The organism is Lishizhenia sp. (assembly GCF_033720595.1).
Classification (GTDB): domain Bacteria; phylum Bacteroidota; class Bacteroidia; order Flavobacteriales_D; family Crocinitomicaceae; genus Lishizhenia.
Window position 1 is genome coordinate 1 of sequence record NZ_JAWWCF010000029.1, and the last position, 20,690, is coordinate 20,690.

The window sequence follows — 20,690 nt, forward strand, 5'->3', positions numbered from 1 at the left end:
AGCAGCGCCCCGAAGGCCAGCCAGGCATGATGCTACACAAAATTCATCATTCAATTCAGGTGCATAACTTGCATCCCCGGCAACAATGACAAATGAACTCTCAAGGGAAACACATTTAGCAGAGGATCCATTTCGTATAGCCTGTGCAGTAATGGTATCACATGCACTCAGAGTTAATCCAGGAACTGTCCAATTCCCCCCAGAAGTTGTGGTTGTATACCCCGCTTGCTCTCCATTGATAAACAATAAAATTTCTACATCGGTAGCTATATTATCGGGAGCAGGCATGGTTCCTGAAATACTTGTTGTAGACTCATCAGGAGATAAGGTAGTAATCGTAGGTGTTTCAGTTGTATTGTTCAAACCTACACAAATCCACACGGGCTCAGATTCACACTGACCAGAAACAGTTTGTGTCACTCGATAGTTCCCATCATTTAAACAAGGACCTCCTCCAGAAGTACAACTCGTGGTTTGTCCTGCCGCACTCCCTCCTAAACATCTCCATAAAAAATCACCAAAACCATCAACAGTAATCGTATTAAAAGGCGATCCACTTGTAAACAAGTTACCACTTTGAGGATTCGTTTCTGTAATACTAAACCCTTCATATACTTTAATCTGCGCACCAGGAATACCGACCCCCTGTAAAGCCTTACTCGCGTTACATTCGGTAACACTCACTATAGGATCAGTACAAACTGCACCTACAACCTCTAAATTACAATCTGTATAAGATATACTTTTATCTACTGCTGTAGCCACTGCAACTATCGAATCATTCGCAGCAAGAGAAGGTGAAATTCCTGTCAACTCCCAAACTCCTCCAATACTGTTCGCAGTACCGATAAGACCACCATTTTTATATACCGCCACTGAAGTCCCGTCTGCTTCGTTGATTTGACCCGATACACTTGTTGCTCCTAAAGCAATTGGAGAATCTAAAGTTGGACAAGCTGTTCTATCTTTACAGTTCCCTGCATTAATATCATCCAAAGAACAAGGACCTTGATTTTCTACTATGGTTTCATAACACTGTGCCAAAGTCCCACAACTTCCATCCGTACCTCCTAAATCTGAAGCTGAGGATGTATTACAAACAGTTGATTTGTTAGCCGCCATATTATCTACTATGGCTAATCTCATATTGGAGGTTGAAGTAACACCAAACTGCGCAGTGATATCATCAAAATCAACGTAAAAATCTAGAAAATAATTGTAGGGATTACATATATTCGAATGAGCAATAGATTTCTGATAATGGGTTGTTCCTAGATATGAGATAACAGGAGTACAATTCGGAGTACCATCTACGTCATAGACATAAACTCCAAATTTTGTAGCCAATACTATTTCAATCTCAAACCCTGGGTTGCTAGAACTATAATCTGGATCTGCATCCGCTCCTGAATTTCCAAAAAGTCCATCTGTATCTATTAAAATGCTGTAACTTTTTGCATTGGTACTTGCACTTCCCATCCTCAACCTAAACAACCAATTGTTGTTGGCATCTACATATTGAAGCGCCGGATCTTCATTTCCAGAATCCACGAAATCCGTAAAACCACAATTGGCTCCATTTCGAATATCACTCGTTGGTTCCATACCTGGAAACACAAAAGGTACATAAGGAATTTCTGATTCTGCATTGTCATTATTAACAAAACCTGTTGTGGACGCAGATACATAACCATCCCCGTTCGGATCTAAAATTGCCGCACCACCTCCGGTAGCCGGTTCAAAAATCATCCCCTTAGTTTGGGCAAAAGAAAAGTTGGTAAATTGTAGTAGGAATAGAACAAAAATAGCTCTAAGGTATTTTAACATAGCAGTGAAAATTTTCGGCTCAAATGTACTTTACTTGACATATGAATACTTAAAAATGTTACCAACTACCCATTTTATTAGTTTAACAACTCCAGTTTTTTGACAAACATTACAAAACAACCCAAAACTATGTTATTCGTAACATCTCACAAACCGTAAAACACCACATCACAGCCAAGGTAAAACCCTTATACCCACTAGGGGTTAACTCCTAAAAAAAACAAAACCTCCCTTCTAAATTATACCTTTCTAACCTCATCTCCCTTCTAAAAATTCGACCTGTCATCTCACCAAAATTACATTTTCAAAACAAGGATGAGAGCACCTCCAAAGATTTCAGTACTTTTGCAAAAAATTAGGAGAACATGTCAGGTTTTAGTGAGAAGGATAAACAAAAATTAGAGCAGTTAGAAATTGCCGTAAAAGGTGCGAGAGATTCTTTTTTGGGATACCCGGTTTCTAAAGATTTCGACTACTCTGAAATCCTTAACTTTTTACAATACCCTATCAACAACCTGGGAGATCCCTTTGAGGATTGTACCTACAAAGTACAAACCCACGAATTAGAACGTGAGGTAGTGGCTTTCTTTGCAAAACTATTTAGAGCGAACCCAAAAGATTATTGGGGATACGTAACCAATGGAGGTTCAGAAAGTAATTTGTACGGACTTTATTTAGCACGCGAAATGTATCCGAAAGGAATGGTGTACTATTCGGAGTCTACCCACTACTCGGTAAAGAAAAACTTACACCTTTTAAATATCCCAAGCATCGTAATCCGTTCAACGCAAAATGGAGAAATGGATTACGAAGATTTCGAAAATACGGTAAGAATGAACCGCCATAAACCGGTTATCGTACTTTCAACTTTTGGTACAACCATGAAAGAAGCCAAAGATGACGTGGGTAGAATTAAATCTATCTTAAAGAACTTGGCCATTCACGATCATTACATTCACGTTGATGGCGCACTTTCTGGAAGTTACGGTGCCTTTATGGATCCTAAACCTGCTTTCGATTTTAAAGATGGTATAGATAGTATTTCTATTTCCGGACATAAATTTATTGGTTCACCTATGCCTTGTGGGGTAATCGTTGCCAAGAAATCAATCCGCGATAGAATCTCAAATGGTATTGCTTACATCGGTTCTTTAGATACAACAATTACGGGATCTCGAAATGGTCATGGTCCACTTTTCTTGTGGTACGCTATTAAAAAAATGGGGGTAGACGGACTCAAAGCGCGTTACGAAAAGAGTTTAGAAACAGCACGTTACTGTGAACAGCGTCTACAAGAAATAGGTGTAAATGCTTGGAGAAACCCTAACAGTATTACTGTGGTGATGCCCAAAACACCCGCTTCCGTTAAAAACAAATGGCAATTGGCTACAGAAGGAGACATATCTCACATCATTTGTATGCCTAATGTTAGTAAGGAACAAATTGACGCGTTCATTGAAGACTTAACGATGGCAGACCAAAATGAAGAAGAAGAATACGCTTTTGATTTTTAGTTCTTAGACCGTTAGACGTATAGATATTTAGAAAAGGGTGAGCATTACGTTCATCCTTTTTTTTGACGAACAAATCTTTCCTTGGCAAACGGCCGGGTCATCCGCTATAGTCTTCAAAATATTTTGCAGTTCTCACATTGCTTTTTAGCATAGCTTCTAAAGTCGCTATACCTTAAAGCGTGTTCACGTCAAACTCTTTCAAAGCCTGCCACTTCTCCCCCTGTTTGAATATACTCCTTACCCTACTACTATGCAGAAACCTCCTTGTTTAAAATGCAATATCCCTCCAACAAAATCCGTTATCTACTTTCAAACGTAAATCTTGTAACCAAAGCATTTAAACGCGTTTTACCGTAAAATCTAAACCATGAAAAAACTAGGCATCATACTTCTCTTTATCGCACTCGGTTTAATCATTACACAATGTGCAAGTTCAAAAAAATGCGATGGCCGTAAAGGGCAAGCTACACCTATGGGAAAAATATAGGTTAGATTTCTAGACAAGAACTTACACTCTTTTCTTCGATTTCAACGCCACGAAATCCTTCAAATAAAAAGGTTCAAAGTAAGCTACATCTTCAAATTGCTCGGCTTGGAATTTTTCAAAAGCTTTTTGTACATGCCCCTTCGCTGAAGATTTAATACGCACATCAAATTCCAAATTTCTATCCTTCCAGATTTCTTGCAATTTTTCAGCACCGTCTCCACAAATCAATAAATTCTCAAAATCACTATAGGTATCTTCCGCTATCACATCTGCAGAAATGGCTTTTAACTCTTTCATTTCTATATCGTAAATCCCAGCAAAAACTTCCATTCTACGTGCATCAATTAAGGCACATATGTTTTTTGTGGGATGAAGCTCATGCCCCTGAGCAGCAATTGCTTCTAGTGCATTTACAGCGATTAATGGAATACCCAATGCATAACACAATCCTTTGGCGGTAGAAACACCTATTCTTAAACCGGTGTAAGAACCCGGACCGCTCGTTACCGAAACAGCTGCTAAATCTTTGGGAGTTAGCTTCGCATTACTTAAAATTTGCTCCACAAAAACCGTCAAATTTTCTGCGTGTGTGTACCCGTCCTCTTCCGTCTCTATCACCTCTATAAGCTTGCCATTGTTAGACAATGCTACAGAGCAAACTTTGGTTGCTGTCTCTAAATGAAGAATGTATGCCATAGCACAAAAATAAATTTTCTTCACCGAAAATTACACGAAATTCTTTTCTATCCTGAACATTTATTATTTTAGCGCTTCTATTTAAAAATTAATAACAGGAAATGCCATATTTGTTTACATCAGAATCAGTTTCTGAAGGGCACCCAGACAAAGTTGCCGATCAAATTTCAGACGCACTTATAGATCATTTTTTAGCATTTGATCCTAATTCAAAAGTGGCTTGTGAAACGCTAGTAACAACTGGTCTAGTAACATTGGCTGGAGAAGTGAAATCTGACAGTTACTTAGATGTGCAGCAAATTGCACGTGACGTAATTGCTAAAATAGGATATACAAAAAGTGAATACCAATTCGACGCAAAATCTTGTGCTGTAATTTCGGCGATTCACGAACAATCTGAAGACATTAACCGTGGAGTTGACAGAGATAACCCAGAAGAACAGGGTGCTGGAGACCAAGGTATGATGTTCGGATACGCAACAGACGAAACTGAAAACTACATGCCGTTAGCATTAGATCTATCTCACAAGGTATTGATCGAGTTAGCTGCATTGAGAAGAGAAATGAAAGACATGACGTACTTACGTCCTGATGCAAAAGCACAGGTAACGATTGAGTACAGTGATGATAACGTTCCACAAAGAATTGAAGCTATCGTTGTTTCTACACAACACGATGACTTTGATGCAGACGAAGAAAAAATGTTAGCACAGATTAAATCTGACATCGTTAACATTTTAATTCCACGCGTTAAAGCACAATTGAAGCCGGAAATTCAAAAGTTATTCAACGACGATATTAAATACCACATTAACCCAACAGGTAAATTCGTAATCGGTGGACCACACGGAGATACTGGATTAACAGGTAGAAAAATTATCGTGGATACTTACGGAGGTAAAGGAGCTCACGGTGGTGGTGCTTTCTCTGGAAAAGACCCAAGTAAAGTAGATAGATCTGCGGCTTACGCTACACGTCATATCGCTAAAAACTTAGTAGCTGCAGGATTATGTTCTGAGGTATTGGTACAAGTTTCTTACGCAATTGGAGTAGTAGAGCCTATGGGAGTTTACGTGAATACTTACGGAACTTCTAAAGTAGACATGAACGATGGAGAGATTGCTCAGAAAGTTTCTGAGATTTTCGACCTACGTCCAGCTGCGATAGAAAAAAGATTAAAATTAAGAGAGCCAATTTACAGCGAAACTGCTGCATACGGTCACATGGGAAGAAAATCAGAAATTAAAACAGTTACTTTCAACTCTGGAAGCAGAACTGTGACTAAAGAAGTTGAGACTTTCACATGGGAGAAATTGGACTTCGTAGATAAGATTAAAGAAGTTTTCGGATGTTAACTTGTTAATAATATCGAAAATGAAAAGGTCTCCACATGGAGGCCTTTTTTTATGCTTGAATTTTATAAACACATGTGAATATCGAGCATTGACTTCTCAAACAAAAAAAGGATGAACTTAACGCCCATCCTTCTACTTTTATTTTCTAGAAATTTAATCTACTACCTTAAACAATAGCCCAATACTTCATCCATAAATTCTTTCGGAGCTTCGGCATGTATCCAGTGTCCGGCATTCTCTATGGTTCTAATTTCACTATCCGGAAAAGCTTCGTGTATGCTATCATAATCCTCTTCTAAAATGTAGCCCGATAAACCTCCGCGCATAAACAAAGTAGGTACGAAACATTCTCCTTTCGGAAGTGGCACCAAAATCTCTGACATTTTAGCTTCTAATACAGGAATATTAATACGCCATCCTAACTGTCCTTTTTCCTTCCAATACAAATTCTTCAACAAGAACATACGCGTCGCTTCATTTTCGACGTATTTGGCCATTTCTTTGGCTGCTGCCCCTCTTGTTTTAATCACATCCAAATCTAAGGCGTTTAACCCTTCTAAAATTGGTCCGTGATGTGAAGGGTAACTCTTAATTCCCATATCCACGACAATCAATTTCTCGATGAGTTCTGGATATTTTTGAGCAAAAAACATCGCTGTTTTCCCACCCATACTATGTCCTAAAATATAGGCATCTTCTATTCCTTCGTCGTCGATCAGTTCTTTTAAATCCTCTGCTAAAAGGTCGTAATTAAACGCATCACTCCAATCCGAATGTCCGTGATTACGTTGATCTACTAAATAAACTTCAAAATATTCTGACAGGCGCTTGGCGTGAGTTTGCCAATTATCCGACGAACCAAAGAGTCCGTGCAAAATAATAAAGGGCGCACCCTCTCCCATTTTCCTGTAATGCAATTTCATATCTATGTGCTTTTTTATATGCTTAATCTAACAAACGTTTGTACATGTGTACCGTATTCTCTAATCCATAGTAAAGTGCGTCTGATATCAGGGCATGTCCAATAGAAACCTCGTCTAACTGCACCAAACTCTGCTTAAAGAATTGTAAATTTTCTAAACTCAAATCATGTCCGGCATTAATTCCCAAACCTAAATCATGAGCTCTTTGGGCCGCCTTTACGTAGGGAGCAACGGCTTCGATTTTATTCTCTGCATACTCCTCTGCATACGGTCCTGTGTACAATTCTATTCTATCAACACCCGTAGTTGCAGCATGTTCGATAAGTTCAACATTTGTCTCAATAAAAATAGATGTTCTAATTCCCCACGACTTCAACTTGGCAATAACTTCCTTTAAAAAATCTTGTTGCTTAATCGTATCCCATCCTGCGTTAGAGGTTAATACGTGTGGAGGATCGGGTACTAAAGTAGCTTGCTCTGGCAGCGTTTCTTTACACAACTGCATAAACCTTTCATCGGGGTAACCTTCTATATTATATTCGGTAGTTACTACCTTTTTTAAATCGTAAACATCTTGGGTTGTAATATGCCTTTCATCGGGTCTTGGATGAATGGTAATTCCATCTGCTCCAAAGGACTCACAATCTTTTGCAACCTGCACAACATTCGGAACATCTCCTCCTCGAGCATTACGTAAAGTTGCTATTTTATTGACATTTACACTTAATTTCGTCGCCATAGGTACTAATTTTGTGTTTCCAAAGTTATATACATTGAACCAAATTAACTACATTGGCACAAGACAATGATTGCATTAGAATTAATAACAGAAGAAATTCCTCCATTAAAACACTCTGATTCAGGAGAAACAGCCTTAAGATGGATGGAAGAATTCAAAGTTGAGCACTTGCCAGTTTTGAAAGGGAATAACTTTGTGGGTTTAGTTTCTGAAGAGATCATCCTCGACAGAAATGATATCGAAAAGAGTTTGGATGAATTATTTGATCATTTACCTCGCCCTTACGTAAAGCAGCACACGCATATTTACGAGATTCTGGCAAAAATTTCCGATGAAAAAATAACCACTGTTCCTGTGTTAGACGACCATGAAAATTACTTAGGAGTAATTGACATAAAACGTTTAATGCAACACATCGCCGATACAGGTAGCATGAAGGAAGTAGGAGGCATCATCGTAATAGAAGTCGCTCAGCATGATTATTCTTTGGCACACATTGCACAAGTCGTTGAATCTGATAACGCTAGAATTTTAAGTGCTTATGTTTCCACTTTACCAAATTCTACAAAACTTGAAGTAACGCTTAAAATTAACCAAACAGAATTGGGTAGAATTATCCGTTCGTTAGAGCGTTATGACTACATCGTGAAAGCTTCTTACCAAAAGAACACGTATCACGAGGATTTAAAAAACAGGTACGACGAATTGATCAATTACCTCAACATATAAGTATGAAAGTTGCCGTTTATTGCCGTAAGTTAATCAAACAACACATCCCTCAATACGCCAAGTTTTTCAATATTTTAAATGATTTTGGATGGACACCCGTTGTTCATTCTGACTTCAAACAACAATTGATTAAAAAGGTGGGAATGGGTCATCATTTTGACGAATTCAATTCTCATTTTGATTTAGCTACGGGTATAGACTTAGCGGTTTCTATCGGAGGTGATGGTACATTCTTAAGAACGGTAAGTTATGTGCGCGCAAGCGGTGCTCCTATTTTAGGTATTAACACCGGTAGATTAGGATTCTTAGCCAACGTAAACGAAGAAAGTTTAGACGAGGCCATGCAAAAGGTGAAAGATAAAAAATATGTTCACCAGAGCAGATCTTTGTTGCGCGTAGAAACAGCAAACAATATTTTTGGTGAGGACAATTTAGCCATGAATGAATTGACCTTGCACAAAAAGGATACTTCATCCATGATTACCGTCCACGCAAGTTTGGAAGGGAAATACTTAAATTCATACTGGGCAGATGGTTTAATTGTAGGTACGCCTACAGGTTCTACAGCCTACTCTTTGAGTTGTGGTGGACCGATTATTACTCCAGGTTGTCAGGTACACATTCTTACCCCTATTGCACCGCACAATTTAAACGTTAGGCCTGTTGTGGTTCCCGATCACATGCCCATTAAACTTCAAGTTGAAGGTAGAGATAGGTCTTACTTAATGTCATTAGACTCTATTTCTAAACCCATTAAAAATGGAACTGAAGTTACGGTGAAGAAAGCAGAGTTCATGATTAACGTAGTGAAGTTTGAAGAGAATAACTTCTTAGATACCATTCGTGCGAAGATGATGTGGGGAATGGACAAAAGAAATTAGTTTAGATAGCTAGACCACTAGAGGTCTAGAATTCTAGAAGTTTTGAAAAGGATGAACATTGAGTTTGTCTTTTTTTTTGCTTTTAATTATCTAATATCATACTACTATTTTGTCTCTTTTCAGAGTTGAATAATAAAACGATTTGTAGTACGTTTGTGCTTTAGAATTATGAATCAAGTAGCTCGCATTTTCACATTGCTTTTACTTTTAGTGGTTTTCCCATTAAAACACTATGCCCAGCACGATCATTTTTGGTCGAAATCTGAGTTAGGTTTTACCGTAGGTGGGAGTTACTACATCGGCGATTTGAACAGATTTGGACATTTCAACAACACCAATCTTTCAGGAGCTATCATCTTTCGTCACAATTATAATTCTAGAGTTGCACTACGTGTTTCTCTGATGTATGGAAAAGTTGAGGCTTACGATTCATTGGCCAATAACGACTACCAACTCAACAGAAATTTAAGTTTCGAAAGCACCATTTTTGAAGGAGCTCTTGGGTTTGAATTCAATTACTTCAACTACAAAATTGGAAACAAAAAATACTATGCCACTCCTTTCATGTTTGCCCAACTAGGTATGGCACGCATTAACCCTAAAGCTGAATTAAATGGCGAACTCCATGAATTACAACCTTTAGGTACAGAAGGTCAGGGTACAGAACTTAGTGGTAACGATTACTACAATCGCATGCAGCTTATCGTTCCTATGGGCTTTGGATTTAAAATTAACTTGGGTAAGAAAGCGGCCGTTACATTAGAATATGGGATTCGCAAAACCTTTACCGACTACCTTGATGATGTAGGAGATATTTATGTAGACAACATTGCATTGGGTGCTCGAAACGGAGACTTGGCTGCAGCATTTGCAGACAGAAGTACAACATTAAATCCTACGGGAAGTAAAAGAGGGAACCCAAACACAAAAGACTGGTACAGTAATTTCGGTATAGGTCTTACCTTTAAACTTGGTAGTCCGAGAACCTGTTCATTTAGAACCGAGCAAAGAAACCGCCACATCATTTGGTGGAAGAATTTGTAAAATTCAGTTTAGAAAGCGAGAAATTTCAGTTTCGGCTCCTCGACTCCGCTCGGAAACCTAATATCTATACTTAAATAAATGTATCGAATTGTGTCGTACTGAGAGATAACCGCATATTCAAATCATTACAAACAAACCACAACAGGTTCTCGAGCGGAGCCGAGAGACAAATCCTTCAAATCTTCAAATTGTTGAATCTTTGAATTGTTGAATCTTTGAATAAAAAATGTAACCCAAATTCCCCTCCTTCTAAATAATTCATCATTCTTAATTCTCCATTATGAATTAAATTTATCTTTGCCACCAGTATATGTTATCGGTAAAAGAAATAAAAGCTCCTATTGCAAGCGAATTAGATGAATTTGAAATTCGTTTCAAGCAAACGATGCAATCAAAGGTTCCGCTTTTAGATAAAATCACTACTTACATTATAAAACGTAAAGGGAAGCAAATGCGTCCTATGTTTTTGTTCCTTACTGCTAAAATGCTGGGGAAGATAAGTGATGACACCTATAACTCTGCTTCACTCATAGAACTTTTACATACAGCAACCTTAGTACATGATGACGTTGTTGATGATGCCAATGAAAGACGTGGTTTCTTCTCAGTAAACGCTTTGTGGAAAAACAAAATCGCCGTTTTAGTAGGTGATTACATGCTCTCAAGAGTTTTACTTCTTTCTATAGAAAACAAGAAATTCAGATCTCTTGAGATCGTAGCGCGTGCGGTTCGAGAAATGAGTGAGGGTGAATTACTACAAATAGAAAAAGCAAGTAAACTCGATATTACTGAGGAAGTTTACTTTGAAGTAATACGTCAGAAAACAGCAAGTTTAATTTCTTCTTGTTGTGAAGCTGGTGCTGTTTCCGTTCAACGTGAAGATCAGGCAGAAAACATGCGTAAGTTTGGAGAATTGATAGGTTTAGCTTTCCAAATTAAAGATGATATTTTCGATTATGGTACTCCGGGTAAAATTGGAAAACCTACGGGTATAGATATTAGAGAACGCAAGATGACACTGCCGCTAATTTATGTGGTGAATACAGCTCCAAAAGAAGTGCGTAATGAATTGCTTAATATCGTACGTAGACACAATGAAAAACCTAAAAAAGTACAACGTGCTGTACAATTGGTGGTAGAACATGGTGGTATTGACTACGCTTACCAACGCATGTTAAAATTAAAAGATGAAGCATTGGAGTATTTGAAGGATATTCCCTCCTCACCTGCCAAGGACTCAATACTTGGTTTAGTAGAGTACACTATCACCCGTGAAAAGTAGTATTCATATCCAACTCTTCTTCTTTTTTCTTAAGTTTGATTTTTAATAATTGCATTGAAAATAGTACACATGAAGCATCTTAAATATTTTACTGCAGTCATCCTTGCAACCACACTTATGGCGTGTGGAGATTCTACAGAAAAAGTAGCGGAAAACAAAGCTGAAAAAACAATTGATTTGGCGAATCTTCCATTGAAGGACACCACGGATAATAATATTTATCAAGAATGGTACGAAGGTCACCAACAGATTAAAATAAAAGGTGGCTTAGATAAAGACGGAAAACGTCACGGTGTTTGGAAGTTTTTTGATGTAAACGGAAAAGATAGAAGCATCACTACTTACCGTCATGGAAAACGTCATGGTCATACCATCGTTTACTACCCTAACGGTATGTTAAACTACAAAGGTGAATACGATAACGACAGCACGGTAGGTGAATGGAAGTTTTACTTTCAAGACGGATCTATTCACAAAATTGTTAATTACGACGAAGAAAAATAATTATGGCAAGAATCCCCCAACATATCATAGATGAAATCATGGAAACTTCTCGCATTGAGGAGGTGATTGGGGAATTTGTGAATTTGAAAAGAGCAGGTTCTTCACTAAAAGGTTTAAGTCCTTTCACAGATGAAAAAACACCCTCTTTCATTGTTTCACCAGCCAAACAAATATTCAAATGTTTCTCTACCGGTAAAGGGGGTACGGTGGTTACCTTCTTAATGGAAAAGGAGCATTTCTCTTATCCAGAGGCCCTGCGTTGGTTAGCGGATAAATACCATATTGAGTTACCCGAAGAAAAACCCTTAACACCGGAAGAACAAGAACAACTTACCGAACGTGAGAGTTTGCACATCGTGAATGATTTTGCCAAAGATTTCTTTGTGGAACACATGCACGAAAGTGACGAAGGTAAAGCAATAGCCCTCTCCTACTTTAGGGAAAGAGGTTTGCGAGACGATATTATTAAAAAATTCCAATTGGGGTTTTGTCCGCAAAACAGTAAATCTCTTACAGATGTTGCCCTTGAAAAAGGATATCAACTCAAATACCTCAAGCAGGTTGGTTTAACAAAAGAGAAAGATGGAAGAACCTTCGATTTCTTTAGAGGAAGAGTAATGTTCCCTATCCACAGTGTTTCTGGTAAAACTTTAGGTTTCGGTGGTAGAACACTGAAGAGTGATAAAAAAATTGCCAAGTACTTTAACTCCCCAGAAAGTATCATCTACAACAAAAGTGAAGTGTTGTATGGATTGTACTTTGCCAAGGGAGATATGATAAAGTACGACAACTGTTACCTGGTAGAAGGGTATACAGATGTTATCAGTTTACATCAATCGGGAATAGAAAATGTTGTAGCCTCTTCAGGTACGAGTTTAACAACGGGTCAAATTCGTTTAATTAAGCGCTACACCAACAACATTACGATTTTATACGATGGTGATGCTGCTGGAATCAAAGCCAGTTTTAGAGGGATAGATCTTATTTTAGAGGAAGGACTCAACGTAAAGGTAGTTCTCTTCCCTGATGGAGACGACCCAGATTCCTATTCTAAAAAAGTAAGTTCAACAGAACTACAAGAATACATAGACCAACACAAACAAGATTTTGTTTCGTTTAAAACAGACTTGTTGTTGGGAGAAGGTGGAGATGATCCGCTAAAAAGAGCTACGTTGATTAAAGACATCGTTGCATCTATTGCACTCATCCCTGATTCTATTACACGTCAGGTGTACTTGCAAAATACAGCTACGCGTTTTGAAATGCCCGAGCAAACCTTGTTAATAGAACTTAACAAGCTTCGTGGTAAACATCAACAGCAAGCGGCAAAAGCTGCGCAACGTGCGCAACAACGCCCACCTCAGACACAGCAAAAGGCAACGCCTACTCAGCAACCTACCCCTCAAAAGGCGCAAATGCCAGAGGACATGCCACCGGATGATTTCTTTGATGCTCCTTTTCCTGACATGCCCGATGAGGCAATGATGTCCCAAGGTGGAGGGACTTCAGTAAGAACGCCGCAACCGCTGAAAGAGGAAAAGTATTACGCCAATGAATTAGACCTCATTCGTATCCTTTTAAAATACGGTACGCGTGCAATAGAGAGTGAACATAAAGACGAATTGGGTCAAACCGAAACCGTTGAAAGTTCAGTAATAGAACTTATTGTATACGAAGTAGAACGCGATGAATTGAACTTCACATCTCCTATTCTCTCTAAAATCTACAATGTTTTTAAAGAAGGAGTAAATGAAAACATACTTTACGGAGTAAAACACTTTTTAAGAAGTGATGACCAAGACATTGTTCGCGTAGTTTCTGAAATTGAATCAAGTCCTTTTGAACTAAGCAGGCACTGGATGGAAAAACATAACATAGACATCAACCAAGAAATACATAGACTGAATCAAGCTGTGTTAGGAGCACTCTATTCCTTCAAGATTTGTAAAATAAATGAAAGGATAGATGAAATAAGGGATATCTTTAAGAACGACTCCAACCTGGGTGATGAAAATATGATGGATTTATTGGCCGAACAAATGGCTTTGGAAAAAGTAAAAGGTAAATTTGCTACAAAACTGGGAAGAATAATTTTATGAGTTTGTTATCCATTTTCGATTGGTCATTCCCTCTCGGTGCGTATAGAGCGAACCTAGAGATGATTTTGTTATGGCTACTGATTTTTGGAGTCGGTTTTATCATTGATAAAATCATAAAGAAGTACGTTAAACGCTTTATCAAAAGGTCTAATTTAGGAATCGAAAACAAGAAGGTAACTATTCTTAGAATCCTCAGTCAAGTCCTTTTCCTTATCACATTCGTCGTTGCCTTTCAAGTCTTTAGAGTAGGTGATTTAAACGAAGGTAAGAACATCTCCCTGGGAGCTTTCATGGAGTATAATCTTATTGAAGTTAAGCAGATAAAAATCAGCATCGTTGACGTATTCTTAATTATCATCACACTGGTACTGGCGCGTTTGGCGGTGAACATCATTAAATTGCTCCTGTCGAGAAGGTTTAAAAACAACCCCGATTTCGATGAAGGAACCGAATATGTATATGTTCAATTAACCAAGTACATCATTTATATTTTTGCGGGAATCATTTCCCTGCAAATGATAGGCTTAAACCTCGATATATTGATTGGTGGGGGGGCCGCTTTATTGGTTGGTTTAGGACTTGGTTTGCAAGATGTTTTTAGAGACTTCTTCTCAGGTTTAATCTTATTGTTCGAAGGCACCATCAAAGTAGGTGATATTGTTGAGATACAAGACAATGCCAGCAGCAAGCCAATTATTGCAAGAGTGCTCAATATAAATGTAAGGACTTCGAAAATTCAAACGCGAGAAGGAACCACCCTAATTATTCCGAACTCAAAGCTTACGCAAGAAAACGTTGACAACTGGAGTTTAGGGAGCGAATTAACACGTTTCTCCATTCCAGTGGGTGTAGCTTATGGAAGCAATACAGAACAAGTAAGAGACCTCTTAAAACAAGCTGCTTTATCGCATCCTAAAGTAAAGAAAACGCATCCTGTATTTGTGCGCTTGTTGAACTTTGGAGATAATGCCCTTGAAATGGACTTGGTGTTCTGGGCCGATCAAAGCTGGGAGATAGAAAAGTTTAAATCTGACATCCGTTTTGAAATAGATAGACTATTCAGAGAATACAACATTACCATTCCTTTCCCACAACGTACATTGCATTATCCTGCTGCTGAAAGGAAGGAAGAAGAAATTAGTTTTGTTTCGCCAATTCAGGACAGACCCATAGATCCCAACGAACCGTTTAGAAAAGATAATCGATAAAAAAAGCCCCGAATGAACGGGGCTTTTTTATATCTATAGATTTATACGTTTATGCGTTTGCACAAGCCGTTTCCAACTTTGGTAAACTCGTTTGTTTAATTGCTCCGTAACCTCCGGCTACATCAATCAAATTCTCAGCTTCGTATCCATTTCTCAACAAAATAGAAATAGCAATTACACTTCGGTAACCACCCGCACAGTGAATGTGGTACGTAGCATCTTTATCCAATACATCCAATTGTTCGTTGATATAATCCAATGGATAGTGATCTGCCATTTCCAAGTGAGAAGATTCCCATTCTCCTGGCTTACGTACGTCCACTACATTTACTTGATCAATATTCTCAGCCAATTCCTCCGCAGAAATACTTTTTAACGTCTCAATAGTTAAACCTCCTTCACGAGCTGTTTCAACACCACCTTTCAAATATCCAATTGTATTGTCGTATCCTACTCTGGCTAAACGTAAAACTGTTTCTTCTTCTTTTCCTTCAGGTGCAATTAAAACAATAGGTTGATTGATATCTTCTATCAAAGCTCCAACCCACATTGCAAATGCTCCATTGATTCCAATAAATAAAGAATCTTTGATGAATCCTTTGATGAAATCAAACTGTGTTCTTACATCTAAAATTAAGGCTCCTTTTTCAACTTCCGTATTAAACTCTTCTAAAGTCAATGCTTTCGTACCTGTTGTTAACACCTCATCTATACTCGTATATCCTTCTTTGTTCATACGTGCATTTTTCGGGAAGTATTGTGGCGGAGGAAGAATACCTGTAGTTACTTCTTTGATAAATTCTTCTTTGGTCATATCAGCTCTCAACGCATAGTTCGTTGCTTTCTGCTCACCTAAAGTTCCAACTGTTTCTGAACTCATGTTCTTACCACAAGAAGATCCTGCTCCGTGTCCAGGGTATACTACTACATCATCTCCTAAAGGCATAATTCTATTGCGCAAAGAATCGAAAAGCATTCCTGCCAAATCTTCTTGCGTTAAATCTCCTTTAATAGCTAAGTCTGGTCTACCTACATCTCCCAAGAACAAAGTATCTCCAGAAAAGATAGCATGTTCTTTTCCATTTTCATCTATCAACAAGAAAGTTGAAGATTCTGGTGTATGTCCGGGTGTATGCAATACTTTAATTTTCACATCACCTATTTCAAAAATCTGATTGTCTTCTGCTACTAAAACGTCGTAGTTTGTTGTGGCTGTTGGACCGTAAACGATAGTCGCTCCCGTTTTCTTTGCCAAATCTATGTGACCCGATACAAAATCAGCGTGGAAATGCGTCTCAAAGATATACTTGATCTTTGCTCCGTTTTCCGTCGCCATATCTATATAAGGTTGTGTCTCTCTTAAAGGATCTATAATTGCTGCTTCTCCATTACTCTCGATGTAATATGCCGCTTCAGCCAAGCATTTCGTATAGATTTGTTCAATTTTCATGTGTTCCATTTTCTGTGGTTTACAAAATTTGCGTTTTTTCTTCACAATGGAAAGAAGATTTCGATAATTTTAGGGCAATATTGACAAAAAACAATTTATATGACATTCAGAATAATTGCAATAGCACTTATCTCATTATTAATTACTTCTTGTGTAAGTACAAAAATTCCCAACTTTAAGTTAGAAGATGGTATCTACGCCGAAATTGAAACCAATAGAGGTGTGATGCTTTTGAACTTAGAATATGAAAAAGCTCCCCTTACGGTGGCTAATTTTGTAGGTCTGGCTGAAGGAGATTTAACCGTTTTCGATACCATAGAATTTGATCAACCTTACTACGATGGTTTAATCTTTCACCGTGTGATTGACAACTTCATGATACAAACAGGTGATCCTAAAGCAAATGGTACAGGTGGTCCTGGTTACCGTTTTTACGATGAAACGGACAATGGTTTAACACACCACGACGCCGGAGTTTTGTCTATGGCCAATGCTGGACCAAACACCAACGGAAGTCAATTCTTTATTACCCACAGAAGTACAGCACACTTAAATGGTATCCATACTGTATTTGGACACATAGTGGTTGGACAAGATATCGTAGACCAAACCCAAAAGGGAGATACGATTGTAGAGATGAAAATTATTCGTGTAGGTAAAGAAGCACGTAAGTTTGATGCTACAAAAACCTTTAAGGTTGAATACGAAAAACGTAAATACTTGTTTGAGGAAGAGCAAAAAAGAAAGGCAGAGTTACAAAAACAAAATATGGCGCGTATTCAGAAATGTAAAAGCATGAACATCGATGAATACAAGGAATACTTCAAGACTCTCGTATTAGAAAAAGACAGCACTGCTGTGCAAACTGCTTCAGGTTTAATGTATGCTGTATTAGACGAAGGTACTGGAAAGAGTCCTGAAAGAGGTGACAGACTACAAGTACACTACATTGGTACCCACTTCTACGGAGATAAATTCGATTCATCTTACGATAGAAACCAACCCATTGCTGTGAACTACCTTGTTCAAAGAATGATTCCTGGTTTCGATGAAGCATTAGCGCTTTCTAAAGAGGGAAGTAAACTCGTAGTATACATTCCTTACTACTTGGCGTATGGAGCGCAAGGTAGACCAGGTATTGGTCCTTACGCAGATTTAATTTTCAGCGTGAGTTTGGTGGACATTCAATAAAATTGAAAATTGATTATTATCCTAGTCCCTCGACTCCGCTCGGGAACCTAGAGTAAAAAATTATAAAATATACTTAGGGCTTGCTTTTCGCAGGCCCTTTTTAATGTCAGTTCTTTAACAACCTACACTTCAATTTGTCAGGTATTTCACGAATGAAGTGTCATGCAAACAACCAAGCCAAGTCAATTCGGTTAACAACATTACACTTGCTAATTTGAAACGAAATTTAGAATGATTATTTGAAGGCATTGTTTGATATTTGCCCCCAATGAATGTAGCAGACAACATAAACATACTTCGTCATTTAACGATCAACAGGTTTTGGAACTTGATGAAATTGGGCCTTTCTTACCAACGTGCGAAACTCTTTAAAAAGTTCGATGCCACTGCACTTCCATTTGCAGCAAGCATAGAACCTACAACAGCCTGTAATTTAAGTTGTCCAGAATGCCCCAGTGGTCTCAAACAGTTTTCGCGTTCAACAGGAAAGTTGGGTGTAGAAGAAAACAAACAAATGCTTCGTAACATTGGTAAACAGTTGTTTTATGTAAACTACTATTTCCAAGGAGAACCTTTTTTAAACCCCAATTTCTTGCAGTTAATCAAAGATGCCAAACGTCAACGTATTTATACGGCTACATCTACTAACGCCCACTTTATTACCGAAGGCAATGCAAGAGATATCGTAAGTTCAGGTTTAGACAGACTCATTATTTCTATAGACGGACTTACGCAAGACACCTATGAGCAATACCGAAAAAACGGAAAACTCGATAAAGTAATCGCTGGAACCAAAGCTTTGGTGGAAGCAAAACGCAAACTCAATTCGAGTACTCCTCATTTAATTTTTCAATTTTTAGCCGTTAAACCCAATGAACACGAAATTCCTAAGGTTTTTGAATTGGCCAAGGAAATGGAAATTGATGAGGTAAGAATAAAAAGTGCTCAACTATACGACTACAAAAATGGCAATGTATTGATGCCCGACAATCCTAAATACAGTAGGTATGTAAAAGGAAAAAATGGTCAATACAAACCCAAATACAAATTAGCCAATAAATGTTGGCGTATGTGGAGTTCTACAGTTTTAACATGGGATGGGAAAGTAGTTCCTTGTTGTTTTGATAAAGACGCCAAGCATGTTTTAGGTTGTGCGACCTCTACTCCCTTCCGTCGTATTTGGCATTCTCCAGCCTATCAAAATTTCAGAAAAAGTGTTTTTACAGGAAGAAATCAAGTAGAGATTTGCAAGAATTGCTCAGAAGGCGCTAAGGTTTGGGTATAAGAAAGTAACTTTTGGTGCGTTAAATTGTTACATTTAATAAAAACTGCATCATGAGAAAACTGAACACCCTCCTCCTTCTAACCTGTATTTCCCTCTCTACTTTTGCCCAAGAAAAAGTGCTGGAAGTAAAAACCACCATTAGTGATGTTAAACTCTATTTAACGGCTGGTGAGATTACTCGAAATACACAACTGGATTTAGCCCAAGGGAGAAATAAGATTGTATTTAAAGGTATCTCTGCCTATGCAGATCCATCGAGTTTACAGTTTTCAGGAGATAAAGATTTCACCATTGTTTCGACCAATACCGAAATGGACTTTTTCACCGTTGAAAATTTAAACGAACGTTTGAATGAACTCAAAGATTCTTTACAATTATTTCAACGCGCCAACGATAAAATCAACAACAAACAACAAGGAATAAACGCAGAAATCGAAGTATTGAAGAAGAACAATTACTTTGGGAATTCTACAGAGCGTATCAGTATAGAAGATCTAGGCAAAACAGCTGACTTTTATAGAGAAAGATTGGAGAAAGCCAATAACGCACTCAGCGAACTCAACTACCAAAGAACAGAGAATCTGTTAGAAATCAACCGTATTCGAAGAGAATTAACAGATATCACATTTAAAGAAAACGAAAGATCTAACCAAGTAATTATTTTAATTGATGTTCCGCAAAAGACCCAATTAAATGCCACTTTGCGCTACATGGTATCAGATTGTGGCTGGGCTGCTACTTATGATTTAATTGCTCAGGATGTCAATCAACCTATAGACTTTTTTTACAAAGCTCAGGTATACAACAATACAGGAAACGATTGGAAAAATATAAACCTTATTTTAACCACCAACGATCCGAATCTAGATGCTTCTCTACCTGTCTTAAAAACTTGGCAGGTGAATCAAAGTTTGGTACAACGCCAAAACGTAGACAATAGATTTGGATACATGGCACCTACGAGCTCTACTCGATTTGAAAATAGAAGCAAAGCGAAAATGAACATTTCAAACATGAATCAACGTGCTTACGACACTTATGTATTGGGAAGAGCAGATGCCGCTAACCAAGGTGTTGTTGTGAACGGGAGCTATGGTTACGGCAACAATGCTGGTCCAGCGCAAGAAATGGTAACACAAACTACCAAACAAAATGTTCCTTTAAAATCAATCAACATCTCTCAAATTGCAGTTGATTTTCCTATCGCATATCCTTTCTCTGTGCCTTCAGACATGAAGCCGTATACAGTACTTATTAAAAAACACGAATTAAACGCTAATTTCTCGCACATGGCTGTGCCAAAAGTTGCCAAAGAAGCCTATTTACTCGCTAACATAGCAGGATGGCAAAAACTAGATCTAATACCGGGTAGTACACAAATATACTTTGGAGGTAACTACATCGGATCTTCTTACCTGAGCACAGAAAACACCTCAGACACGCTTAAGCTCTCCTTTGGAAGAGACGCGGAGGTTA

General features: G+C 38.1%; 17 protein-coding genes. 12 read left to right on the plus strand and 5 right to left on the minus strand.

Features of this window, described 5'->3' with window-relative positions; genetic code table 11:
• Positions 1-1,827, minus strand: a 1,827-nt coding sequence (locus R3333_RS03555) for a hypothetical protein (RefSeq protein WP_318957258.1), incomplete at its 3' end; no start/stop codon positions are given.
• Between the two features lie 365 nt (positions 1,828-2,192).
• Here R3333_RS03555 and R3333_RS03560 point away from each other — a divergent pair.
• The gene (locus R3333_RS03560; protein WP_318957259.1) at positions 2,193-3,341 is read left to right on the plus strand and encodes a histidine decarboxylase; all 1,149 of its coding nucleotides are present in this window, start codon (positions 2,193-2,195) and stop codon (positions 3,339-3,341) included.
• A 508-nt stretch (positions 3,342-3,849) separates the two neighbouring features.
• Here R3333_RS03560 and tsaB read toward each other — a convergent pair.
• Entirely contained in the window at positions 3,850-4,524 is a 675-nt protein-coding gene (gene tsaB / locus R3333_RS03565; protein WP_318957260.1) for a tRNA (adenosine(37)-N6)-threonylcarbamoyltransferase complex dimerization subunit type 1 TsaB, read from the minus strand.
• Between the two features lie 101 nt (positions 4,525-4,625).
• On the opposite strand from tsaB, the gene metK reads away from it, so the two are divergent.
• On the plus strand, positions 4,626-5,879 hold the full coding sequence (metK, locus tag R3333_RS03570) for a methionine adenosyltransferase (protein ID WP_318957261.1): 1,254 nt from the start codon (positions 4,626-4,628) through the stop codon (positions 5,877-5,879).
• Between the two features lie 161 nt (positions 5,880-6,040).
• Here metK and R3333_RS03575 read toward each other — a convergent pair whose 3' ends face one another.
• Both R3333_RS03575 and R3333_RS03580 read right to left on the minus strand, forming a co-directional pair.
• Positions 6,041-6,802 carry an alpha/beta fold hydrolase gene (locus R3333_RS03575; protein WP_318957263.1) on the minus strand — a complete coding sequence of 254 codons (762 nt, stop codon included), beginning with the start codon at positions 6,800-6,802 and terminating at the stop codon, positions 6,041-6,043.
• Between the two features lie 22 nt (positions 6,803-6,824).
• Positions 6,825-7,541 carry a pyridoxine 5'-phosphate synthase gene (locus R3333_RS03580; protein WP_318957265.1) on the minus strand — a complete coding sequence of 239 codons (717 nt, stop codon included), beginning with the start codon at positions 7,539-7,541 and terminating at the stop codon, positions 6,825-6,827.
• A gap of 66 nt (positions 7,542-7,607) precedes the next feature.
• Here R3333_RS03580 and R3333_RS03585 point away from each other — a divergent pair, with 66 nt between their 5' ends.
• The 7 genes from R3333_RS03585 to R3333_RS03615 all read left to right on the plus strand — a co-directional run bounded on the left by R3333_RS03585 (position 7,608) and on the right by R3333_RS03615 (position 15,288).
• Positions 7,608-8,270 (plus strand): CBS domain-containing protein, encoded by a 663-nt coding sequence (locus R3333_RS03585; RefSeq protein WP_318957267.1) that lies wholly within the window; start codon positions 7,608-7,610, stop codon positions 8,268-8,270.
• Positions 8,271-8,272: 2 nt separating this feature from the next.
• On the plus strand, positions 8,273-9,151 hold the full coding sequence (locus R3333_RS03590) for an NAD kinase (protein WP_318957269.1): 879 nt from the start codon (positions 8,273-8,275) through the stop codon (positions 9,149-9,151).
• A gap of 168 nt (positions 9,152-9,319) precedes the next feature.
• Positions 9,320-10,195 (plus strand): DUF6089 family protein, encoded by an 876-nt coding sequence (locus tag R3333_RS03595; protein ID WP_318957270.1) that lies wholly within the window; start codon positions 9,320-9,322, stop codon positions 10,193-10,195.
• A 310-nt stretch (positions 10,196-10,505) separates the two neighbouring features.
• Positions 10,506-11,477, plus strand: a complete 972-nt coding sequence (locus R3333_RS03600; RefSeq protein ID WP_318957272.1) for a polyprenyl synthetase family protein — start codon at positions 10,506-10,508, stop codon at positions 11,475-11,477.
• Positions 11,478-11,546: 69 nt separating this feature from the next.
• Positions 11,547-11,981, plus strand: a complete 435-nt coding sequence (locus R3333_RS03605; RefSeq protein WP_318957274.1) for a hypothetical protein — start codon at positions 11,547-11,549, stop codon at positions 11,979-11,981.
• Positions 11,982-11,983: 2 nt separating this feature from the next.
• Positions 11,984-14,080, plus strand: a complete 2,097-nt coding sequence (gene dnaG, locus R3333_RS03610) for a DNA primase (protein WP_318957275.1) — start codon at positions 11,984-11,986, stop codon at positions 14,078-14,080.
• Positions 14,077-15,288, plus strand: a complete 1,212-nt coding sequence (locus tag R3333_RS03615) for a mechanosensitive ion channel family protein (protein ID WP_318957277.1) — start codon at positions 14,077-14,079, stop codon at positions 15,286-15,288. The genes dnaG and R3333_RS03615 overlap by 4 nt, the downstream gene beginning before the upstream one ends.
• A gap of 49 nt (positions 15,289-15,337) precedes the next feature.
• Here the strand turns inward: R3333_RS03615 and R3333_RS03620 are convergent, their stop codons facing one another.
• Positions 15,338-16,738 (minus strand): MBL fold metallo-hydrolase, encoded by a 1,401-nt coding sequence (locus tag R3333_RS03620; RefSeq protein ID WP_318957283.1) that lies wholly within the window; start codon positions 16,736-16,738, stop codon positions 15,338-15,340.
• A 99-nt stretch (positions 16,739-16,837) separates the two neighbouring features.
• Between R3333_RS03620 and R3333_RS03625 the strand changes: the two genes are divergently transcribed.
• The 3 genes from R3333_RS03625 to R3333_RS03635 form a co-directional block, all read left to right on the plus strand.
• Positions 16,838-17,929 carry a peptidylprolyl isomerase gene (locus tag R3333_RS03625; protein ID WP_318957278.1) on the plus strand — a complete coding sequence of 364 codons (1,092 nt, stop codon included), beginning with the start codon at positions 16,838-16,840 and terminating at the stop codon, positions 17,927-17,929.
• A gap of 268 nt (positions 17,930-18,197) precedes the next feature.
• A complete protein-coding gene (locus R3333_RS03630; RefSeq protein WP_318957279.1) occupies positions 18,198-19,214 on the plus strand; it encodes a radical SAM/SPASM domain-containing protein in 1,017 nt (338 codons plus the stop codon).
• Between the two features lie 50 nt (positions 19,215-19,264).
• Positions 19,265-20,690, plus strand: a 1,426-nt coding sequence (locus R3333_RS03635; protein WP_318957281.1) for a mucoidy inhibitor MuiA family protein, incomplete at its 3' end; no start/stop codon positions are given.

Coding starts and splice junctions, on each gene's coding strand:
- R3333_RS03595 (WP_318957270.1), top strand. CDS start 9,320: ATGAATCAAGTAGCTCGCATTTTCACATTGCTTTTACTTTTAGTGGTT.
- R3333_RS03585 (WP_318957267.1), top strand. CDS start 7,608: ATGATTGCATTAGAATTAATAACAGAAGAAATTCCTCCATTAAAACAC.
- R3333_RS03575 (WP_318957263.1), bottom strand. CDS start 6,802: ATGAAATTGCATTACAGGAAAATGGGAGAGGGTGCGCCCTTTATTATT.
- R3333_RS03630 (WP_318957279.1), top strand. CDS start 18,198: ATGAATGTAGCAGACAACATAAACATACTTCGTCATTTAACGATCAAC.
- R3333_RS03615 (WP_318957277.1), top strand. CDS start 14,077: ATGAGTTTGTTATCCATTTTCGATTGGTCATTCCCTCTCGGTGCGTAT.
- metK (WP_318957261.1), top strand. CDS start 4,626: ATGCCATATTTGTTTACATCAGAATCAGTTTCTGAAGGGCACCCAGAC.
- R3333_RS03600 (WP_318957272.1), top strand. CDS start 10,506: ATGTTATCGGTAAAAGAAATAAAAGCTCCTATTGCAAGCGAATTAGAT.
- tsaB (WP_318957260.1), bottom strand. CDS start 4,524: ATGGCATACATTCTTCATTTAGAGACAGCAACCAAAGTTTGCTCTGTA.
- R3333_RS03620 (WP_318957283.1), bottom strand. CDS start 16,738: ATGAAAATTGAACAAATCTATACGAAATGCTTGGCTGAAGCGGCATAT.
- R3333_RS03605 (WP_318957274.1), top strand. CDS start 11,547: ATGAAGCATCTTAAATATTTTACTGCAGTCATCCTTGCAACCACACTT.
- R3333_RS03590 (WP_318957269.1), top strand. CDS start 8,273: ATGAAAGTTGCCGTTTATTGCCGTAAGTTAATCAAACAACACATCCCT.
- R3333_RS03625 (WP_318957278.1), top strand. CDS start 16,838: ATGACATTCAGAATAATTGCAATAGCACTTATCTCATTATTAATTACT.
- dnaG (WP_318957275.1), top strand. CDS start 11,984: ATGGCAAGAATCCCCCAACATATCATAGATGAAATCATGGAAACTTCT.
- R3333_RS03580 (WP_318957265.1), bottom strand. CDS start 7,541: ATGGCGACGAAATTAAGTGTAAATGTCAATAAAATAGCAACTTTACGT.
- R3333_RS03560 (WP_318957259.1), top strand. CDS start 2,193: ATGTCAGGTTTTAGTGAGAAGGATAAACAAAAATTAGAGCAGTTAGAA.